Genomic DNA, 19,577 nt, shown 5'->3' with positions numbered 1-19,577 from the left:
TCAGGGGGCGTCGACGTAGCGGCCGCGCAGCCGGAGCAGCGGCGTGGCGCCGTCGCGCAGCACCGGCACGTCCTCGACGGCGAGCAGCGCCAGCACGTGGTCGCCGGCCGGCACCAGCCGGTCGAGCCGGCAGTCCAGCGCGACGACGCCGCCGTCGAGGACGATCGCGCCGCTTCCGGCCGCCCGCGACCACGGCACCGACTCGAGCAGGTGCCGCGCCGAGGGCCGGCCCGCGGAGGAGAACCGGCTGGCGAGGATCGCCTGCCCGGCGGAGAGCACGCTGAGCCCGCAGGTGCCCACGGTCTCCAGCACCTCGGCCGGGTAACCGTCGGCGGTCAGCCCGACGGCGACCAGCGGCGGGTCGGCCGACACGCTCATGACCGAGGTGACCGTCGTCCCGACGTCGTCGATGTCGTCCCGGACGGTCAGCAGCGCCACCCCCGCGGCGTACTGCCGCAGGGCGGCGCTGAACTCGGAGGGTGACACCGGCATGGCGGCCAGTCGACCACACCGCCAGGATGGCCCGGTGAGCAGCGCAGACGAGAAGACCTACGACGTCGTCGTGGTGGGAGCCGGCTCGACCGGGGAGAACGTCGCCGACGTCGTCGTCCGGGGCGGGCTGTCGGCGGCGCTGGTCGAGGAGCACCTCGTCGGCGGGGAGTGCTCGTACTACGCGTGCATGCCGAGCAAGGCGCTGCTGCGCGGCACGGAGGCGATCGGGGAGGCGCGCGCGGTCAGGGGTGCCGCGGCCGCGGTCACCGGCGAGCAGGACGTCGCCGCCACCCTCGAGCGCCGCGACTCCTTCGCGAGCCACTGGGACGACGCGGGCCAGGTGCGCTGGGTCGAGGGCGCCGGCATCGACCTGGTCCGCGGCACCGCCCGGCTCGACGGGGAGCGCACCGTCGTCGTCACCCGGCCCGACGGCGGGGAGACGCGGCTGACCGCGCGGCACGCCGTCGCCGTCTGCACCGGGTCGGAGCCGGCGGTGCCGCCGGTCGAGGGCCTGCCCGACGTCGAGCCGTGGACCCCGCGCGAGGCCACGAGCGCGAAGGAGCCCCCGCGCCGGCTGCTGGTGGTCGGCGGCGGCTACGTCGGCTGCGAGATGTCCTTCGCCTGGAACGCCCTGGGCTCGCAGGTGACGCTCCTCCAGCAGGGCGACCGGCTGCTGCCCGGCGCCGAGCCGCAGGCCGGGGACGCCGTGCTCGCCTCGCTGCGCGACCGCGGCGTCGACGTCCGCCTCGGCGCCGAGGTCCGCACGGCCCGCCGCGAGCACGACGAGGTGGTCCTCACGACCGCCGAGGGCGAGGTCCGCGGCGACGAGGTCCTCGTCGCCGCCGGGCGGCAGGCGCGGACCACGGCCATCGGCGTGGACACCGTCGGCCTCGAGCCGGGGGAGTACCTCGACGTCGACGACACCCTGCAGGTGCGCGGGCTGCCGTGGCTCTACGGCGTCGGCGACGTCAACGGCCGCCGGCAGCTCACCCACATGGGCAAGTACCAGGCCCGCCAGGCCGGGGCGGCGATCGTCGCCCGCGCCCGCGGGGAGGAGGTGCGGGTCGAGGACTGGTCGCCGCACACGGCCACCGCCGACCGCGCCGCCACGCCGTCGGTCGTGTTCACCGACCCGCAGGTGGCCAGCGTCGGGCTGACCGGCGCCCAGGCGGAGGAGCGCGGCCTGCCGCACCGCGTCGTCGAGTACCCGATCGGCTCGGTCGCCGGCGCGAAGCTGTTCGCCGACGGCTACGAGGGGACGGCGGTCGCCGTCGTCGACACCGAGCGCGAGGTGCTGCTCGGGGTGACCTTCGTCGGCCCGGCGGTGGCCGAGCTGCTGCACGCGGCGACGGTCGCCGTCGTCGGGGAGGTGCCGATCGCGCGGCTGTGGCACGCGGTCCCGGCCTACCCGACGGTCAGCGAGGTCTGGCTGCGGCTGCTCGAGACCTGGCGCGGCTGACGCGGGCGGCCCGTGCTGAGGTGGGACCCGTGCCCGCCTCGTCCCGCACCTCCTGGCGCCGCTACGTCGCCCTCGGCGACTCCTTCACCGAGGGGCTCAGCGACCCCGACCCGGCCCGCCCCGGCGAGTACCGCGGCTGGGCCGACCGGCTGGCCGAGCACCTCGCCGCGGCCTCGCCGGGCGCCGACGTCGAGTACGCCAACCTCGCCGTCCGCGGCCGGCTGCTGCCGCAGGTGCTCGCCGAGCAGGTCCCGGTCGCCCGCGCGGCGCGGCCGGACCTGGTGAGCCTGGTGGCCGGCGGCAACGACCTGCTCCGCCCCGGCGCCGACCCCGACGTGCTGGCCGCCGCGCTGGAGGAGGCGGTGGCCGGCTTCCGCGCCGACGGCGCCGACGTGCTGCTCGCCACCGGCGTGGACCCGCGGCTGACGCCGATCATCCGGCGCACCCGCGGCCGGGTCGCGGTGTTCAACGCCTCGCTGTGGTCGATCGCCGCGCGGCACGGCGCCGTCGTCCTCGACCAGTGGGGCGCGGACTGGCTGCTGGACTGGCGGCTGTGGGACAGCGACCGCATCCACCTCACCGCCGAGGGGCACCGGCGGATGGCGCTGGCCGCGGCCGACGCGCTCGGCGTCCCGGTGCCCGGCGACGGCGAGTGGCGCACCCCGCTGCCGCCGGCGCCGCCGCGGGCGCTGCGCGCGGCGCTGGCCGAGGAGGCCGCGTGGGTGCGCGGGTTCGTCGCGCCGTGGATCGCCCGCCGCCTGCGCGGCCGGTCCTCCGGTGACGGCCGGGCCCCGAAGCGGCCGGTGCCGCTGGCGCTGCCCCGCGCCTGAGTCGCCCCTCAGTCCCGGGGGGTGTCCCCGTCGTCCGCCCGCGCGGCGTCGTCCCCGTCCTCGTCGTCGTCGGCGCGGTCCTCGACGACCACGAGGAACGGCCGCGGGGCCGGGGGCTCCTCGGCGTCCTCCAGCGGGAACAGGTCGACGCCGTCGCCGCCGGCCGGGTCCGGCACCGGGGGCAGCTCGCCGGTGACCGCCTCGAGTTCGCCGGTCACCGCCTCGAGGACGGCGGCGGCCTCCTCGGCGGCCTGCTCGACGAGCACCTCGGCCATCAGCGCCTCCGCGCGGCTGGGCAGCGGCGCAGGCCGGCCGAACGCGTACCCCTGCGCCATCGCGCAGCCGTGCCGGCGCAGCCACTCGGCCTGCTCGAGGTCCTCGATGCCCTCGGCGATCACCTGCAGGCCCATGCCCTGCCCGAGCTGCAGCAGGCCCTGGACCAGGGCGGCGGTGGAGGGCCGGGTGACGACGTCGGAGACGAACGACCGGTCGATCTTCACGGTGTGGATCGGCAGCCGGTGCAGCGCGGTGATGGCCGAGTAGCCGGTGCCGAAGTCGTCGAGCGCCAGCGTCACCCCGCGCGCGGTCACCTCCGACACCGCCTGGAGCGTGGCCTCGGCGGCGAACAGCGCCGTCGACTCGGTGATCTCCAGCTCCAGCCGCTCGGGCGGCAGGCCGGACTCCTCCAGCGCGGCGGCGACCAGGTCGCTGAACCCCTCCTCGGCCAGGTGGCGCGCGGAGACGTTGACGTGCACCCGCAGCCCGGCCGGCCACCCGGCGGCGTCGGTGCACGCCTGCCGCAGCACCCAGGCGCCCAGGCGGGACGTGAGCCGGTTGTTCTCCGCGGCGTCGAGGAAGGCGCCCGGCGGCAGCAGCCCGCGGGTGGGGTGCTGCCAGCGGATGAGCGCCTCGTAGCCGAGCAGCGTCTCGTCGGCCAGGGAGACGATCGGCTGGTAGAACAGCCGCAGCTCGTCGCCGTCCAGCGCGCGCCGCAGGTCGGTCTCCAGCTGCAGCAGGTCGACCTCGTCCTCGGTCAGGCCGCCGTCGTGCACCTCGATCCGCGCGCGGCTGCCGTCCCGCTTGGCGCGGGTGAGCGCGCTGTGCGCCTGGCGCAGCAGGTCGTCGGGGGCGACGTCGGAGCCCATGGTCAGCCCGACGCTCGCCGACAGCACGATCTCGCGGTTGCCGAGCTGGAACGGGTCGTCGAGCACCGACAGCAGCCGGTCGGCCAGCGCCCGCAGGCCGTCGAGGTCCTCGACGTCCTCGGCGAGGATGAGGAACTCGTCGGCGCCGAGCCGGACCGCGGTGTCCTCCACGCGGGTGCTCCAGCGCAGCCGGTCGGCGACCTGGCTGAGCAGCTGGTCGCCGGCCTCGGTGCCGAGGGTGTCGTTGACCGCCTGGAACCGGTCGAGGTCCAGGTGCACCAGGCCCACCTGCAGCCCGCGGCGGCGGGACAGCGCGAGGGCGTGCGCGAGCCGGTCGGTCAGCGCGCGGCGGTTGGGCAGCCCGGTGAGCTGGTCGGTGAAGGCCCGGCGGACCAGGTCCTCCTCGGCGCGGCGCCGGTCGGTGACGTCGACCAGCGACAGGACGACGAAGTGCGGCTCGCCGGTGGTCCGGTGGACGACGGTGTGCGACTGCTGCACCCACAGCTCGGTGCCGTCGGCGCGGCGCAGGCGGCGCTCGCCGTCCCGGCGCAGCCACGGGTCCAGGCCGGCCACGTCCTCGGGAGCGACGCCGCCGTCGCCGTCGGGGATCGGGGCCTCGTCGGGGTGGGCGAGCAGGTCGACGTGACGGCCGACCACGTCGTCGATGCCGCGGCCGGACAGCGCGCACAGCGCGTCGTTGACGACGAGCAGGTGGCCGTCGAGTCCGACGAGGGCCTTGGGCACCGGCGAGTTGAGGAACAGGGCGCGGAACACCTGGCCGCGGTCGGCCAGCAGCGTGTCGATGGCCCGCAGCCTCGTCCCCGCCGGTGCGCCGCTCGGCTCGCCGGGCTGGTCGGCCCGGGGCCGGGGCACGTGGGCGGCGCTGAGAGTCACCTGCACAGGGTGGCCGACCGGATGCCCGGAGCCGGGGAACCCGCACACGGAGAGTCGTGGTCGGTCGCTCACCGTGCGTCACGGTTCGAGGCTGCCGTGTCGTCCGGTGCGCGTGGGGCGGTGCCGTGAGCAGCACCTCCGCCCGACGCCACGGCGTCCGGACGTCCGGGCCTCCGCCACGGGCGCCCGGGAGGGGTGCCCGCGCACCCCTCCCGGGAGCAGGGTGGGCACCCCGAGCGGAGGAGCGCGTCATGGACTGGAAGCTCGAGCTGGTCGCCGTGCCGGTGAGCGACGTCGACCGGGCGATCGCCTTCTACACCGAGGGCGCCGGGTTCCACCTCGACCACGACCACCGGGTGAGCGACGAGGTCCGGTTCGTCCAGCTCACCCCGCCGGGCTCGGCGTGCTCGATCGCCATCGGCACCGGCCTGCTCGACGTGCCGCCCGGAGCCGCGCAGGGGCTGCAGCTCGTCGTCGACGACGTCGAGGTCGCGCACAAGGAGCTGACCGAGCGCGGCGTGGAGGTCAGTGAGGTCCAGCACCTGCCCTGGGGGTCGTTCGTGTTCTTCAGCGACCCCGACGGCAACGGCTGGGCGGTCCAGCAGCTGCCACCGCGCTGACCGCCGGGAATCCCGCGCCCCGCCCGTGCGCTGTGCCGGACATGGACGCCGGCAAGCGCATCGGGTTCCTGTCGTTCGGTCACTGGCAGCCTCTGCCCGGCTCGCAGGTGCGCACGGCGCGGGATGCGCTGGTGCAGACCGTCGAGCTCGCCGTCGCCGCCGAGGAGCTCGGCCTGGACGGCGCGTTCGTCCGGGTGCACCACTTCGCGCGGCAGCTCGCCTCGCCGTTCCCGCTGTTGGCCGCCATGGCCGCGCGGACCTCGCGGATCGAGCTCGGCACCGGCGTCATCGACATGCGCTACGAGAACCCGCTGTACATGGCCGAGGAGGCCGCGGCCACCGACCTGCTCGCCGGCGGCCGGCTGCAGCTCGGCGTGAGCCGGGGCTCACCGGAGACGGCGCTGCGCGGCTCGGAGGCGTTCGGGTACGTCCCGCCGGAGGGGTCCTCGGACGCCGACCTGGCGCGGGAGAAGACGGCGCTGTTCCTCGCCGCGGCCCGGGGCGCGACCGTCGTCGACGCCGACCCCGGGATGACCGGCGGCGCGCGCGGCCGGCTCGCCGTGCAGCCGCAGTCGCCGGGGCTGGCCGACCGGATCTGGTGGGGCGCCGGCACCCGGGCGACGGGGGAGTGGGCCGCCCGCCAGGGGCTGAACCTCATGAGCTCGACGCTGCTGTCCGAGGACACCGGGGTGCCGTTCGACGAGCTGCAGGCCGAGCAGATCGCCCGCTACCGCGCCGCCTGGGCCGAGGCCGGGTGGGACCGCGAGCCGCGGGTGTCGGTGAGCCGCAGCGTCATCCCGATCGTGTCCGACCTCGACCGCGCCTACTTCGGCGACGAGCGCCGCTCGTCCGACCAGGTCGCCCTGCTCGAGGGCGTGCGGGCCCGCTTCGGCCGCAGCTACGCCGGCGAGCCCGACCAGGTCGCCGAGGAGCTGGCCAAGGACGCCGCCGTCCGCGAGGCCGACACCCTGCTGCTCACGGTGCCGAACATGCTCGGCGTCGAGTACAACGCCCGGCTGCTGGAGAACGTCGCGCGCCACGTCGCGCCGGCGCTGGGCTGGACGCCCGCCGCCGCACGCTGACGCGCGCACGCGAGAGGCCCGGGACCCAGCGGTCCCGGGCCTCTCGCGTGTGGTGGGGTCAGTTCTCCAGGAAGGTGACGTTGCCCTCGGCGTCGATCTCGGCGACGACCTCGCCGTTCTGGCTCGGGTCGTCGACCAGCGCGACGGTGCAGACCAGCTGCAGGCCGTCCTCGGCGACGAGCACGGAGCGGTCGCCGCCGTCGCAGGTGGCGGTGATGTCGAAACCGCCGTCGAGGGCGAACTGGCTGACCAGCGCCGACTCGACGTCGGCCACGTGCACGTAGACCTGGTCGCTGTCGATGGTCACGTTGCCCTCGTCGTCGGTCTGCTCGACGGTGAAGGTGACCTCCTGGCCCTCCAGCTGCGCGGTGCAGGTGGTGACCGTGCCGGCGGCGAGCTCCACGTCGTCGGGACAGGTCACGTCGGTGACGGTGACGCCGGCCTGCTCCTCGGCGATGGCGGCGATCTGCCGCTCGGCCTCGGCGGTGTCGAGGACCTTGCTGCCGAGGAGGAAGAAGGCGCCGACGCCGAGCCCGGCGACCACGAGCACCGCGAGGATGCTGCCGACGATGGCGCCGGTGCGCTTCTTCGGGGGCTGCTGGCCGTAGGGGGCGCCCGGGGTGGAGCCGGGGCCGTCCCAGCCGGTGGGGGCGGGGAAGGGCGCCGGCGCGTAGGGGCCCTGCGGGGCGTACGGCTGGGCGTTGCGGGGGTCGTGGACCTGGGTCACGGGGCGCTCCTCGGTGCGGTCCCGGGGCCGTCCCCGGGTGCTCGGGAGCACCGTGCCGCCGCCCGCTTGCAGCGCCCTTCCATCGCACTTGCAGCGCGGTGCCAGCGCCGGTGACACGGGCATCGACCCGCGCCGTCGGCGTCTGGCGGGAGACGAGGGTCGGGGCGCAGGCCGTGCGGCGGTGTCACCCGGGACGGGCGCTCGTCGTCGCCGAGGTCATCCGGTCGACCCGGCGCCTCCTCTCCCCGGATGCCAGAATGGCCGTACCGACGTCGGACCAGCCGACAGCCGGACGCGGCCGAGACAGCAGCTGCCTTGCGCCAGCGATCGCACGCCGCACGCTGCACCCCCAGCCTGCCGGCGCGTTCCACGGCGCCTCCGTGATGGGCGACAGGGACTGCCATGACAACCCCACGACAAGAAGCGCCCGCTCTCGACCGTCGGTCGCTGCGCAAGCTCATGGCCGCAGGGCTCATCGGGAGCTCGATCGAGTGGTACGACTTCTTCATCTACGCCACTGCGGCGGCATTGGTGTTCGGTGAGCTGTTCTTCCCCAACGCCTCTCCGCTCGTCGGCACGTTGCTGGCCTTCAGCACCTTCTGGGCCGGCTTCATCGCCCGTCCCATCGGCGGCCTGGTCTTCGGCCACTTCGGGGACAAGGTCGGCCGCAAGCCCGCCCTGGTCACGTGCCTGATCCTGATGGGGTCGGCGACCTTCCTCATCGGCTTGCTGCCGACGGCCGACTCGATCGGCGTGCTCGCCCCGATCGCGCTCGTCGCGCTGCGCTTCCTGCAGGGCATCGCGGTCGGCGGACAGTGGGGCGGGGTCATCCTCCTGCTCACCGAGAACGCCGGGCGGGACCACCAGGGGCGCGCGGGCACCTTCGGGCAGATGGGCGTCCCCATCGGCGTCATCCTGGGCAACGTCGTCTTCCTGGCGGTGAGCGCCGCGGTGAGCCCCGAGGCCTTCGTCTCCTGGGGCTGGCGCATCCCGTTCCTGGCCAGCGCCGTGCTGCTCCCCGTGGTCATGTTCATCCAGTTGCGGGTCGAGGACACCCCGGTCTTCCGTCAGCTCCAGGACCGCCACGACCACGCTGCCGGGGCCCAGGTGGCGCAGGCACCGCTCAAGGAGGTCGTGCGCAAGCACCGCCGGCCGGTGCTGCTCGGCGCGGGGCTGCTGTTCGGCACCAACGCGATCTTCTACATCAGCATCGCCGGAGTCCTGGACTACGCCACCCGCGAGCTCGGCGTCGACCGCGACGACCTGCTCTCCATCACGCTCGCCGCCTCGGCGATCTCCGTGTTCGTCATCTACTTCAGCGGAGCGGCGTCGGACCGGATAGGCCGCCGGCCCCCCATCCTGCTGGGCGCCGCGGTCATCGCCCTGTGGGCGTTCCCGTTCTTCTGGCTCATCGACACCGGGTCGCTGCCACTGATCTTCCTGGCGCTCCTCGGCGGGCTGATCGGGTCCTCCCTCACCTACGGCCCCCTGGCCGCCTTCCTGGCCGAGCTGTTCGAGCCGCGGATCCGCTACTCGGGGGCCTCTCTGGCCTATCAGCTGGCCGCCATCCTGGTGAGCGGAGCCACGCCCTTCCTCATGACCGCGCTCCTGGCCGCCACGGGCACATCCGCCTCGGTGTCGGCCTACATCGCCCTGATGGGCTTGATCACGTTCCTCTCGGCGCTCGCCCTGCGCGAGACGCGCACCAGGAGTGAGATCCGGGGCAGGTCGGGCCCCGGCACCGGGAGGGCGGAGCCGACGACCGGGGTGGCCACGGGCGACCCGCGGCCCAGGACCTGACGGTCAGACGCGCACAGCGCGCCCGGCAGGGATCGAACCTGCGACCAAGTGCTTAGAAGGCACCTGCTCTATCCGCTGAGCTACGGGCGCTCGGCCGCAAGGATGACACCTCCGCGGCGTCGGGCGTGAGCCGGTGACGACCGGACCGGCCACCGTCCACAGGCGCCGGGTACTCCACAGGTCGCTCCCGGCGCCGCCACGGGCTCCTGGGCGGGGCGAGGGTCGGGTCCGCGACCGGCACCGTGCCGGCCTGCCAGACCCGAGGAGCACCGTGAGCGCCACCGAGATCACCGTCATCGGCAACGTCGTCACCTCACCCAGCCGCGTGCGCACCCAGAGCGGCACCGTCACCAACTTCCGCGTCGCCTCCACCGAGCGGCGCTGGGACGGCACCGCGCAGGGCTTCGTCGACGGCGCGTCGTTCTTCGTCGACGTCGAGTGCTGGAACGAGCTGAGCGGCAACGTGTCGCACAGCGTCAGCAAGGGCGACCCGGTCATCGTCCGGGGCACGCTGCGCACCGACGAGTGGGAGAACGACACGGGCCGCCACAGCCGGCCGCGGGTCCGGGCCCGGACCGTGGGCTTCGACCTGAGCAAGGGCACCGCGGAGTTCCGCAAGACCCGGCGGACGACGGCCGCGCCCCCGCCGGCCGAGCCGGTCGACGACGCCGCCGGCGAGCGGGACTATCCGGAGCCTGTCGAGCCGTTGTACGAGCTGGACCCCGACTCGTCCGCGGCCGGCGCGGCGCTCGACGCCCTGCCGGAACCGGCTCTCCGCTAGCCGCCGCGAACTGGGAGGATCGGGGCCGAGAACGCACGGGGGCCGGGCCGGAGCAGACACCGGCCCGCCCCTCCTCGCGCACCGACGGAAGGCTCGAACGCCCAGTGGCTCAGTACATCTACTCCATGGTCCGTGCCCGCAAGGCGCACGGCGACAAGGTGATCCTGGACGACGTCACCCTGTCCTTCCTGCCCGGCGCCAAGATCGGTGTCGTCGGGCCCAACGGCGCCGGGAAGTCCACCGTCCTCAAGATCATGGCCGGGCTCGACCAGCCCTCCAACGGCGACGCGACGCTGGCACCGGAGGCCACGGTCGGCATCCTGCTGCAGGAGCCGCCGCTCAACGAGGAGCTCGACGTGCGCGGCAACGTCGAGGAGGCCGTCAAGCCGATCCGCGACGCGCTGACCCGCTTCGAGGAGGTCAGCGCGGCGATGGGCGAGCCCGACGCCGACTTCGACGCGCTGCTGGCCGAGCAGGGCGAGCTCATGGAGGTCATCGAGAACGCCGACGGGTGGGAGCTCGACGCCCGCATCGAGCAGGCCATGGACGCGCTGCGCTGCCCGCCCGGCGACGCCGACGTCACCGTCCTGTCCGGTGGTGAGCGCCGCCGCGTCGCCCTGTGCCGCCTGCTGCTCGAGGCGCCCGACCTGCTGCTGCTCGACGAGCCCACCAACCACCTCGACGCCGAGAGCGTCGCGTGGCTGGAGCAGCACCTCGAGAAGTACGCCGGCACCGTCGTCGCCGTCACCCACGACCGGTACTTCCTCGACAACGTCGCCCAGTGGATCCTCGAACTCGACCGCGGCCGGGCCTACCCCTACGAGGGCAACTACTCCACCTACCTGGAGACCAAGGCCGCCCGTCTCAAGGTCGAGGGCGCCAAGGACGCCAAGCGGCAGAAGCGGCTGGCCGAGGAGCTGGAGTGGGTCCGCTCCAACACCAAGGCCCGGCAGGCCAAGAGCAAGGCGCGCCTGGCCCGCTACGAGGAGATGGCGGCCGAGGCCGACAAGTTCCGCAAGCTGGACTTCGAGGAGATCCAGATCCCGCCGGGGCCGCGGCTGGGCAACGTGGTCGTCGAGAGCCGCGACCTCACCAAGGGCTTCGGCGACCGCATCCTCATCGACGACCTGTCGTTCACGCTGCCGCGCAACGGCATCGTCGGCGTCGTCGGGCCGAACGGCGCCGGCAAGACCACGCTGTTCAAGATGCTGGTCGGCGAGGAGAAGCCGGACGACGGCGAGATCAAGGTCGGCGAGACCGTGAAGGTCTCCTACGTCGAGCAGACCCGCAGCGGCATCGACCCCAAGAAGACGCTGTGGGAGGTCGTCTCCGACGGGCTGGACCACATCAAGGTCGGCAACGTGGAGATGCCGTCGCGGGCCTACGTCGCGGCGTTCGGCTTCAAGGGCCCGGACCAGCAGAAGCCGGCCGGCGTGCTCTCCGGCGGTGAGCGCAACCGGCTGAACCTCGCGCTCACCCTCAAGCAGGGCGGCAACCTGCTCCTGCTCGACGAGCCGACCAACGACCTCGACGTCGAGACGCTGACCAGCCTGGAGTCGGCGCTGCTGGAGTTCCCCGGCTGCGCCGTGGTGGTCAGCCACGACCGGTGGTTCCTCGACCGCGTGGCCACCCACATCCTCGCCTACGAGGGCGAGTCCAAGTGGTTCTGGTTCGAGGGCAACTTCGCCGACTACGAGAAGAACAAGGTCGAGCGGCTGGGCCCCGAGGCCGCCCGCCCGCACCGCGCGACCTACCGCAAGCTGGCCCGCGACTAGTCCGCGGTCACACCCCGCCGACGGCCGGCCGGAGCACCTGCTCCGGCCGGCCGTCGGCGTCTCGGGTGCGGTGTGCACACGGCGTGGGTGGACGGCGGTCCAGGGCGCGGCACGTGCACACGGCGCGGGCAGCCGCGGTCGACGGGCTCGGCAGGCGTGCGGCAGGGTGTCGGACCGTGCGGTTCACGGTGCAGGTCCCCATGCGCTGGTCGGACATGGACGCCTACGGCCACGTCAACAACGTCGTCTACCTGCAGTACTTCGAGATGGCGCGGGTCGCGCTGTTCTTCGAGCGGGCGTCGCTGGAGGAGCGCACCGGACTGCGCCGCGGCACCGTCGTCGCGGCGCACGAGATCGCCTACAAGCGGCCGGTCGTCTACTCCGCCCGGCCGCTGGACGTGCAGATCTGGGTGTCGGGCGTCCGCGCGGCCGCCTTCACCTGCCACTACGAGGTCTTCGACCACGAGCGGCTCGCCGTCACCGGCAGCACGCTGCTGGTGCCCTTCGACTTCTCCATCGACCGGCCGCGCCGGCTCACGCCGGACGAGAAGGAGTTCCTCGCCCGCTGGGCCGACGAGCCGGAGGGCTGAGCCCCGGCGTCAGCGGCCGGCCGGCGCGGCCTGCACCACGCCGCTGCCGGCGTGCATCCAGTCGCGCGGGGGAGCGGTCTCGACCACCCGCTTGCCCAGCGGGAACAGCCCGACGCCGGCCAGCTTGAACGACGCGATCCCGAACGGGATCCCGATGACCGTCACGCAGAAGGCGATCCCGGCGAGCACGTGGATCAGTGCCAGCCACCACCCGGCGACGAGGAACCACAGCAGGTTCCCGATCGCCGACGCGGCGCCGGCGCCCGGCGCCCGCACCGTCGTGCGGCCGAACGGCCACAGCACGAAGCCGGCGAGCCGGAACGAGGCGATGCCGAACGGGATGGTCACCACCAGGAGGCAGGCCACCACGCCGGCGAAGGCGTAGGCCAGGGCGAGCAGCCAGCCCTGCAGGACCAGCCAGACCAGGTTCAGCAGCGTGCGGAGGGTGTCCACACACAGACGACGGACCGCGGGCGCGCCGGGTTCCGCGCCGGCGGGACGGCTCGGGGGCGGCCGACCGGCCGGGACGAGGTCCTCCGCTCCTGCCGGCTGGTCCGAGCGCTCAGCCGGCCACGATCCGCGGCACCGGCCGGTCCGCCCCGGTCGGCGCCCCGCGGCGGGCGGCCTCCTCCTCCGGCACCGGCCGGAGGACGGCGCCCTCGGCGACCTCCGCCCCCGCGAACACCGCCGCGTTGATCCCGCCGCGGTGCACCATCGCCTTCACCAGCCGGGCGCCGGTGAGCCGCTCGAGGTGCGCGCACGGCGGGCAGCGCTTCACCCCGAACAGCAGCGCGTCCCCGACGGCGAACCAGCGGCCCACCAGCGAGGGCAGGTCGACCCCGGTGGTGACCAGGTTGCGGCGGGTGTCGCCCGGCGTCAGCGGCACACCCACCTCCGCCCCGACCGCCGCGACGTCGTCGGCGTCGATCAGGGTCAGCTGCTTCTCCAGGTCCGGGTAGCGCGCCCAGGTGCCGCCGCCGAGGGCGTAGCGGTCGCCCTCCAGCCCGCGCCCGGCCAGCAGCCGCGCGGAGGGGACCCGCCGCATGGGCGCGGCGGCGGCCGGGGTCGTCCAGATCTCGAGGACGGTCATCGGGAGACCTCCGGGGCGGGGGAGCGCCGGCGGCGGCGCGGGGGCGGGACGTCGTCGGCGCCGCGGGCGTCCAGCGCCTCGCTCACGTCGTGGGCCATCTGCAGGACCTGCACCAGCAGCGGGGCGACCGTCGTCCGCAGCGCGCGCAGGCCGCGGGGGGAGCCGCCGCGGGCCGCCTGCGCCTCGCGGATGCGGTCGGCGCGCTCGACGAGGACCGGGATGAACCGCAGCGCCATGGTGACCACCAGCCCGACCCGCGCCGGCCGCACGCCGACCAGCCGCAGCGGGGTCGCCAGCCGCTCGACCACGGCCACCATCGCGCTCACCCGCGTCGTCGCCGTCACCACGGCCGCGGCCAGCACCAGCGTGAGCAGGCGCAGCGCGACGTGCGCGCCGGTCCGCAGGTCGGTGGTCAGCGCGTGCACGACCAGCAGCGCCAGCACCCACCACGTCATCGCCCGCGCCTGCCGGGCCAGCACGGCCACCGGCAGCCGGGCGACGAGCAGGCCGAGGACCAGCACCCCCGCCAGGGCCGCGCCGGCCGCGGGCAGCGTCGGCAGCCAGAACAGCGCGACGGCGAGGACGGCGAGGGCGAGCAGCTTGACCCCGGCCGGCAGCCGGTGGACGACGCTGGCCCGCGGGACGTACAGCGCGAGGGTCACCGGCCGGCCATCAGCGCGCGGTAGGCGGCCACGGCCGGGCCGGGGGCGGCGTCCTCCACCACCCGGCCGCGGTCGACGACGAGCACCCGGTCGAAGCCGTCGAGCAGCTCCAGGTGGTGGGTGACGACGACGACCTGCTGCTCCAGCCCGGCGACCAGCTCGGCCACCCGCCGGGCGTTGACCAGGTCCAGCAGCGTCGTCGGCTCGTCGAACACGATGCGGGCGGGGCGCATGACCAGCACGCCGGCGATCGCCAGCAGCTGCTTCTGCCCGCCCGAGAGCAGGTGCGCGGGGTGGTCGGCGTGCCCGGCCAGGCCGTAGCGGGCCAGCACCTCGGCGACGCGGGCGGCCCGCTCGTCGGGCGGGACGCCCTGGTTCTCCAGCCCGTAGGCGACGTCCTCGGCCACCGTCGGGTGCACGATCTGCGCGTCGGGGTCCTGGAAGACGAACCCGACGCGGCGCCGCACCGCGCGCACCTGGGTGCGGGTGTCCAGCCCGTCGACCAGCACCCGCCCCTCGGTGGGCACCACCAGGCCGTTGAGCAGCCGGGCGAAGGTGCTCTTGCCCGAGCCGTTGGCGCCGATGACCCCGACCCGCGGCTCGGTCAGCGTGAGGTCGAGGCCCTCGAGCACCACCCGGTCGCCGTACCGGTGCCCGACGCCGCGCAGCTCGATGCCGCGCCCCGGCTCCACGAGCTCGTCCGCGGCGGGCGCCGGACCGGGACGGCGGAGCCTCACCGGGTGCCGGCGGCCCGGCGGGGACGGTCGATGACGGGGTAGCTGCGCCGGACGACGTCGGCGATGGCCGCGGCGACGAAGGCCTTGAACAGGTCGCCCGGGACGAAGATGGCGGCGCCCGTCCAGAACGCCTCGGCCCACGGCAGCCCGGTCACGGCCTTGAGCACCGGGACGCCGACGGCGTAGACCACGACGATGCCGCCGACCACGTTGACCGCCGTGCCGACCAGGACGTTGTAGCGGTCCCAGGTGCCCTCGGTCAGCCAGCCGATCACGAACGCGGCCACCGGCCAGCTGAACAGGTAGCCCGCCGTCGGGCCGGCGAAGGGCGCCAGGCCGCCCGCGCCGCTGGCCAGCAGAGGCAGCCCGATCGCCACCAGCACCAGGAACAGCAGGACCGCGAGGGAGCCGCGGCGGGCGCCCAGCACGCTGCCGGCGAGCATGACGCCGAGGGTCTGCGCGGTGATGGGCACCGGTCCGACGTTGATCGCCGGCAGGGTCCCCAGCACGGCGATGATCGCGGCGAACAGGGCGACGTAGGCGAGGTCCCGGGTCTTCACTGTGTCTCCTCCACAGGCAGCGGGACGGGCCCGCGCGGTCCCCGCGGAAGGTACCCGAGAGCCGGGCGGGAGCCGTCCGGCGGGCGTCCCGGGGTCCTCCCGATCCCGTCGCCGTCGGTGTCCGCGCGCTCACCTGCAGATACGTCCGCCGGTTTGCCCGGGCCGCCCGGCACGTGTTGTCTGGGGTCGCTGAGGCCTTCGGCGGAGGCGGGGACGGGGCGGTATCTGCATGACAACCGGGTGGTGGGCGTCGCTGTGGTCGCGGGGACGTCACGAGCCACGCGGAGCCACCTCGGCTGCCACCCCGGACGCCGGCCCGGAGCCGCGTCGGGACCCGTGGCCCGGGCGCGCCGGGGCCACCCGGCACACCGCGCCGGTGCCCCTGCCGCCGCCCCCACCGCCCGCCGTCGAGGAGCCGGCGCGCCGCCCGGAGTCCCAGCACCCACCGCCCCCGGCCCCGGCCGGTGCGGCGCACGACGTCCCGCCGGCCGTGCCGCCGGAGGACGCCGTGCCTCCCCAGACGCCCGGCCCGTCCGGTCGACCCGGGTCGCCTCCCGGCCCGGTGCGCAGCCCGTCGCTGCGTCCCCCTCTCGAGACGACAGGAGCCCTTTCCGTGGCATCACTCGACAACGTCATCGCCGACCTGCTCGCGATCGAGGGCGCCAACGGCGCAGCGATCGTGGACATCGACAGCGGCATGGCCCTCGCGGCGGGCGGCACGCCCGGCTTCGACCTCAACGTGGCGGCCGCCGGCAACTCCAACGTCGTGCGCGCCAAGCTGCGCACGATCAACGACCTCGAGCTCAAGGACGAGGTCGAGGACATCCTCATCACGCTGCAGAGCCAGTACCACCTGATCAACGTGCTCAAGGGGCAGGGCAACGCCGGCCTGTTCATCTACCTCGTGCTCAACCGCGTGACCGCCAACCTGGCGCTGGCGCGGCACAAGCTGCGCGCGGTCGCGGCGACCGTCAGCGTCTGAGCCGGCGGCGTCGGCACCCGACCCGGACGGGGGCCGGGTCGGGTGCCGGCGCAGCAGCACCCGGCTTCAGGCGGCTGCGGTGGCGGCCTCGACGATGCGGTCGCGCACCGCGTCGACGGCGAGCTCACCGGTGTCGATCCACCGGGCGACGCGGCCGCCGGCGACGATGCCGACCCGGTCGCAGCACTCGGCCAGCTCGTCGGGGTCCACCGACACGACGACGACCGACGTCCCGTGCGCGGTCGCCTCGTCCAGCAGCTGGCGGACCTGCCGCCGGGCCCGCACGTCCAGGCCGCGGGTGGGCTCGTGGAGGACGACGACGTCGCGCGCGCACTCCGACATCCACCGGGCGAGCGCGAGCTTGTGCTGGTCGCCGCCGGACAGCGCGCCGAACACCGTGCGGATGCTCAGCGTCTTCACGTCCATCCGGTGCACGGTCCGGATGACCCCGCGCAGCTGGGCGATCTCCTTGCGCAGGTCCGACAGCGAGCCCCACGCCTCCTGGGTCATCGTCCGGGCGATCGTCTCGCCGGGGTCCACGCCGTAGGCGTCCTCGTCCGGGCGGTACACCGGCAGCTCCAGCCCGGGGCCGTCCCCGGAGGACCCGAGCGAGCGCTGCTCGCCGAACAGCTGCAGCTCGTCGGTGACCGCCGGCAGCTCCCCGGACAGCGCCTCGGCGATCTCGCGGACGCCGGAGGACCGGTGCCCGGTCAGCCCGATCACCTCGCCGCGGCGCAGCAGCAGGTCGACGCCCTCGACCGCGCCGGGCACCCGCAGGTTGCGGACCCGCAGCACCACCTCGTCGGAGGGCACCAGCCGCGGGGACACGCGCACGGGGGCCTCCTCGGCCGGCGCCGGCTCCGGCGCCGAGGCCACCCGGGGCTCCGGCGGCGTCACCGGCTCGCCGACGGTCTCCGCGGCCAGCCGCACCGGGTCCAGCGTCGCGGCCGGCGCGTCGAGGGCGATCCTCCCGTCGCGCAGGACGAGCACCCGGTCGACCACCTCGAGCATCTCGGGCAGCCGGTGGCTGATGTAGAGGACGCCGCGGCCCTGCCGGCCCAGCCGGGCGGCGACGGCGTGCAGGCGGCCGACCTCCGAGGGCAGCAGTGGCGCCGACACCTCGTCGAGCACCACCAGGCGGGTGTCCTCGGCGAGCACGCGCGCGATCTCGACGAGGCCGTGCACGAAGTGCGGCAGGTCCCCGACGGGGGTGTCGGGGTCGACGTCGAGGGCGACCTCGGCGAGCAGCACCTGGGCCTGCCGGCGCAGCTCGCGCGGCGGCAGCCCCGTCTGGGTCGTGCCACGGAAGACCGCCTGGGCGACGGTGAGCCCGGGGTCGATGTGGACCAGCTGCTGGACGACGCCGACGCCGAGGTGGCGGGCGTCGTCGGCCGACAGCGGCGCGTAGGGGTGGCCCTGCAGCGTCATGGAGCCGGCGTCGGCGGGGGTGATGCCGGCGATGACGTCGCCGAGGGTCGACTTGCCCGCCCCGTTGGTGCCGACGAGCCCGACGATCTCGCCCTCGCCGAGGGTGAAGGAGACGTCCCGCAGGACACGGCGGGCCCCGAAGGACTTCACCAGGCCCTGGACCTGCAACAACGTCATCGGTGGGCGCGCCTCCCCCGGCACAGGGCCGCCGACACGGGTCGGTCGACCGCGGCGTCAGCGTCCCCCCGTGACGCTCTGTTCCGATACCGATGCTACCCGCGCGCGGGCGCGGCGCCTCCCGAGACGGGGAGCGCCGCGCCCACGCCGGTCAGGCGTGCAGCCAGACCGCGGCGTCGACCGGCAGGGCGCCGCCGGCGACGTCGGCGCTGGCCAGCAGGACCCGGCCCTCGGGCAGCGGCACCGCCTCCGCGGACAGGTTCACCAGGCACACCAGGCCGCCGGGCCGGCGGAAGGCGAGGCACCCCTCGGGCGCGGGCAGCCACTCCAGCGACTCGCCGGAGAAGGCCGGCGACGACGCCCGCAACGCCAGCGCCGCCCGGTACAGCGACAGCACCGACGACGGGTCCGCGGCCTGCGCCTCGGCGGTCAGCGGCCCCCAGCCCTCGGGCATCGGCAGCCAGGTCTCCCGCTGCGCGGAGAAGCCGTAGGAGGGCTCGGTGCCCGACCACGGCACCGGGACGCGGCAGGCGTCGCGGCCGCGCTCGGTGTGCCCGGACCGCTCCCAGATCGGGTCCTGCAGCACCTCGTCGGGCAGGTCGACGTCGGGCATGCCGAGCTCGTCGCCGTTGTAGACGTAGGCCGCGCCGGGGAGCGCCAGCTGCAGCAGCGCCGCCGCCCGCGCCCGCCGGGTGCCGGTCTCGCCGCCGCCGTAGCGGGTCACGTGCCGGGGCCGGTCGTGGTTGGACAGCACCCAGCAGGCCGGCGCCGGGGTCCCGTCGACGGTGGCCAGCGAGTGGACGACGGCGTCGCGCAGGTCCTCGGGCGTCCAGTCGGCGGTCAGCAGCTTGAAGTTGAACGCCAGTTGCAGCTCGTCGGCGCGCAGGTAGTCGGCCAGCCGGTCGTCGTCGGAGACCCACACCTCGCCGACGGCCATGGTGCAGGGGTACTCGTCGAGGACGGCGCGGATGCGCCGGTGCACCTCGTGCACCCCGTCGTTGTCGAACCGGTGGTCGCCCGGGCCGTGGTCGTCGAGCAGCCCGGTGTCCTCCATGGGCTCCATGTCGGGCAGGCCGGCGGGCTTGGCCATGCCGTGGGCGACGTCGATGCGGAAGCCGTCGACGCCGCGGTCGAGCCAGAACCGCATGGTCTCCTCGAGGTCGGCGAGCACCTCGGGGTTGGTGAAGTCCAGGTCGGGCTGCTCGGGCGCGAAGATGTGCAGGTACCACTGGCCGTCGGGCACCCGCGACCAGGCCGGCCCGCCGAAGACCGACGGCCAGTTGTTCGGCGGCTCGGCGCCGTCGGGCCCGCGGCCGTCCCGGAACAGGTAACGCGCCCGCTCCGGCGAGCCGGGGCCGGCGGCCAGCGCCGCCTGGAACCACTCGTGCTGGTGCGAGCTGTGGTTGGGCACCAGGTCGACGGTCACCCGGATGTCGGCCGCGTGCGCCTCGGCCAGCAGCGCGTCGAACTCGGCGAGGTCACCGAACACCGGCTCCACGTCGCGCGGGTCGGCGACGTCGTAGCCGTGGTCGGCCATCGGCGAGGGGTAGAAGGGCGTGATCCACAGCGCGTCGACGCCGAGGTCGACCAGGTGCGGCAGCCGGGCGCGGATGCCGGCGAGGTCGCCGACGCCGTCGCCGCTGCCGTCGGCGAAGCTGCGGATGTAGACCTGGTAGAAGACCGCGTCCCGCCACCAGTCGGCGTCGGTGCGGCGGAACGGTCGGGCAGGGGTGAGGGAACTCACCG

General features: G+C 74.9%; 19 protein-coding genes and 1 tRNA gene. 9 read left to right on the top strand and 11 right to left on the bottom strand.

The window, feature by feature from the left end; genetic code table 11:
• Positions 1-492, bottom strand: a complete 492-nt coding sequence (locus ACI796_RS08495; RefSeq protein ID WP_456940788.1) for a flavin reductase family protein — start codon at positions 490-492, stop codon at positions 1-3.
• Positions 493-526: 34 nt separating this feature from the next.
• On the opposite strand from ACI796_RS08495, the gene ACI796_RS08490 reads away from it, so the two are divergent.
• Together ACI796_RS08490 and ACI796_RS08485 are read left to right on the top strand one after the other, a co-directional pair.
• Positions 527-1,951, top strand: coding sequence for a dihydrolipoyl dehydrogenase family protein (locus tag ACI796_RS08490; RefSeq protein WP_456940787.1), 1,425 nt, complete (start codon positions 527-529; stop codon positions 1,949-1,951).
• A 29-nt stretch (positions 1,952-1,980) separates the two neighbouring features.
• On the top strand, positions 1,981-2,781 hold the full coding sequence (locus ACI796_RS08485) for an SGNH/GDSL hydrolase family protein (protein WP_456940786.1): 801 nt from the start codon (positions 1,981-1,983) through the stop codon (positions 2,779-2,781).
• An 8-nt stretch (positions 2,782-2,789) separates the two neighbouring features.
• On the opposite strand, the gene ACI796_RS08480 is transcribed toward ACI796_RS08485, so the two are convergent.
• A complete protein-coding gene (locus tag ACI796_RS08480) occupies positions 2,790-4,820 on the bottom strand; it encodes a putative bifunctional diguanylate cyclase/phosphodiesterase (RefSeq protein WP_456940785.1) in 2,031 nt (676 codons plus the stop codon).
• A 251-nt stretch (positions 4,821-5,071) separates the two neighbouring features.
• On the opposite strand from ACI796_RS08480, the gene ACI796_RS08475 reads away from it, so the two are divergent.
• Positions 5,072-5,440: a VOC family protein gene (locus ACI796_RS08475; protein WP_456940784.1), complete on the top strand. Its 369-nt coding sequence runs from the start codon at positions 5,072-5,074 to the stop codon at positions 5,438-5,440.
• A 41-nt stretch (positions 5,441-5,481) separates the two neighbouring features.
• Positions 5,482-6,522 carry an LLM class flavin-dependent oxidoreductase gene (locus ACI796_RS08470; protein ID WP_456940783.1) on the top strand — a complete coding sequence of 347 codons (1,041 nt, stop codon included), beginning with the start codon at positions 5,482-5,484 and terminating at the stop codon, positions 6,520-6,522.
• 58 nt (positions 6,523-6,580) lie between these two features.
• Here ACI796_RS08470 and ACI796_RS08465 read toward each other — a convergent pair whose 3' ends face one another.
• Positions 6,581-7,249, bottom strand: a complete 669-nt coding sequence (locus ACI796_RS08465; RefSeq protein ID WP_456940782.1) for a DUF4333 domain-containing protein — start codon at positions 7,247-7,249, stop codon at positions 6,581-6,583.
• 402 nt (positions 7,250-7,651) lie between these two features.
• On the opposite strand from ACI796_RS08465, the gene ACI796_RS08460 reads away from it, so the two are divergent.
• On the top strand, positions 7,652-9,049 hold the full coding sequence (locus tag ACI796_RS08460) for an MFS transporter (protein ID WP_456940781.1): 1,398 nt from the start codon (positions 7,652-7,654) through the stop codon (positions 9,047-9,049).
• A gap of 17 nt (positions 9,050-9,066) precedes the next feature.
• Here the strand turns inward: ACI796_RS08460 and ACI796_RS08455 are convergent.
• Positions 9,067-9,139, bottom strand: a tRNA-Arg gene (locus ACI796_RS08455).
• Positions 9,140-9,320: 181 nt separating this feature from the next.
• Between ACI796_RS08455 and ACI796_RS08450 the strand changes: the two genes are divergently transcribed.
• The 3 genes from ACI796_RS08450 (at position 9,321) to ACI796_RS08440 (ending at position 12,195) form a co-directional block, all read left to right on the top strand.
• The gene (locus tag ACI796_RS08450; protein WP_456940780.1) at positions 9,321-9,830 is read left to right on the top strand and encodes a single-stranded DNA-binding protein; all 510 of its coding nucleotides are present in this window, start codon (positions 9,321-9,323) and stop codon (positions 9,828-9,830) included.
• Positions 9,831-9,934: 104 nt separating this feature from the next.
• Entirely contained in the window at positions 9,935-11,605 is a 1,671-nt protein-coding gene (gene ettA / locus ACI796_RS08445) for an energy-dependent translational throttle protein EttA (RefSeq protein WP_456940779.1), read from the top strand.
• Positions 11,606-11,781: 176 nt separating this feature from the next.
• A complete protein-coding gene (locus tag ACI796_RS08440) occupies positions 11,782-12,195 on the top strand; it encodes an acyl-CoA thioesterase (RefSeq protein WP_456940778.1) in 414 nt (137 codons plus the stop codon).
• Between the two features lie 9 nt (positions 12,196-12,204).
• On the opposite strand, the gene ACI796_RS08435 is transcribed toward ACI796_RS08440, so the two are convergent.
• The 5 genes from ACI796_RS08435 to ACI796_RS08415 all read right to left on the bottom strand — a co-directional run bounded on the left by ACI796_RS08435 (position 12,205) and on the right by ACI796_RS08415 (position 15,244).
• The gene (locus tag ACI796_RS08435) at positions 12,205-12,648 is read right to left on the bottom strand and encodes a YccF domain-containing protein (RefSeq protein ID WP_456940777.1); all 444 of its coding nucleotides are present in this window, start codon (positions 12,646-12,648) and stop codon (positions 12,205-12,207) included.
• Between the two features lie 109 nt (positions 12,649-12,757).
• Positions 12,758-13,285: an MOSC domain-containing protein gene (locus ACI796_RS08430; RefSeq protein WP_456940776.1), complete on the bottom strand. Its 528-nt coding sequence runs from the start codon at positions 13,283-13,285 to the stop codon at positions 12,758-12,760.
• Positions 13,282-13,947 carry an energy-coupling factor transporter transmembrane component T family protein gene (locus ACI796_RS08425; protein WP_456940775.1) on the bottom strand — a complete coding sequence of 222 codons (666 nt, stop codon included), beginning with the start codon at positions 13,945-13,947 and terminating at the stop codon, positions 13,282-13,284. Before ACI796_RS08425 ends, ACI796_RS08430 begins: the two co-directional genes overlap by 4 nt.
• The gene (locus tag ACI796_RS08420; protein ID WP_456940774.1) at positions 13,944-14,639 is read right to left on the bottom strand and encodes an energy-coupling factor ABC transporter ATP-binding protein; all 696 of its coding nucleotides are present in this window, start codon (positions 14,637-14,639) and stop codon (positions 13,944-13,946) included. The genes ACI796_RS08425 and ACI796_RS08420 overlap by 4 nt, the downstream gene beginning before the upstream one ends.
• A 41-nt stretch (positions 14,640-14,680) precedes the next feature.
• The gene (locus ACI796_RS08415) at positions 14,681-15,244 is read right to left on the bottom strand and encodes a biotin transporter BioY (RefSeq protein WP_456940773.1); all 564 of its coding nucleotides are present in this window, start codon (positions 15,242-15,244) and stop codon (positions 14,681-14,683) included.
• A 613-nt stretch (positions 15,245-15,857) separates the two neighbouring features.
• Here ACI796_RS08415 and ACI796_RS08410 point away from each other — a divergent pair.
• Entirely contained in the window at positions 15,858-16,226 is a 369-nt protein-coding gene (locus ACI796_RS08410; protein WP_456940772.1) for a hypothetical protein, read from the top strand.
• 66 nt (positions 16,227-16,292) lie between these two features.
• Here the strand turns inward: ACI796_RS08410 and ACI796_RS08405 are convergent, their stop codons facing one another.
• Positions 16,293-17,831 carry an ATP-binding cassette domain-containing protein gene (locus tag ACI796_RS08405; RefSeq protein WP_456940771.1) on the bottom strand — a complete coding sequence of 513 codons (1,539 nt, stop codon included), beginning with the start codon at positions 17,829-17,831 and terminating at the stop codon, positions 16,293-16,295.
• Positions 17,832-17,982: 151 nt separating this feature from the next.
• On the bottom strand, positions 17,983-19,575 hold the full coding sequence (locus ACI796_RS08400) for a glycoside hydrolase family 13 protein (RefSeq protein ID WP_456940770.1): 1,593 nt from the start codon (positions 19,573-19,575) through the stop codon (positions 17,983-17,985).
• Positions 19,576-19,577 lie beyond the last annotated feature (2 nt).

The sequence above is a fragment of the Geodermatophilus sp. SYSU D00525 genome (genome assembly GCF_054050475.1).
This window is presented reverse-complemented; position numbering and strand designations above follow the sequence as displayed.

Excerpts from the sequence above, each read along its gene's own strand:
- ACI796_RS08495 (WP_456940788.1), bottom strand. The coding sequence starts at position 492 with ATGCCGGTGTCACCCTCCGAGTTCAGCGCCGCCCTGCGGCAGTACGCC.
- ACI796_RS08475 (WP_456940784.1), top strand. The coding sequence starts at position 5,072 with ATGGACTGGAAGCTCGAGCTGGTCGCCGTGCCGGTGAGCGACGTCGAC.
- ACI796_RS08470 (WP_456940783.1), top strand. The coding sequence starts at position 5,482 with ATGGACGCCGGCAAGCGCATCGGGTTCCTGTCGTTCGGTCACTGGCAG.
- ACI796_RS08460 (WP_456940781.1), top strand. The coding sequence starts at position 7,652 with ATGACAACCCCACGACAAGAAGCGCCCGCTCTCGACCGTCGGTCGCTG.
- ACI796_RS08430 (WP_456940776.1), bottom strand. The coding sequence starts at position 13,285 with ATGACCGTCCTCGAGATCTGGACGACCCCGGCCGCCGCCGCGCCCATG.
- ACI796_RS08405 (WP_456940771.1), bottom strand. The coding sequence starts at position 17,831 with ATGACGTTGTTGCAGGTCCAGGGCCTGGTGAAGTCCTTCGGGGCCCGC.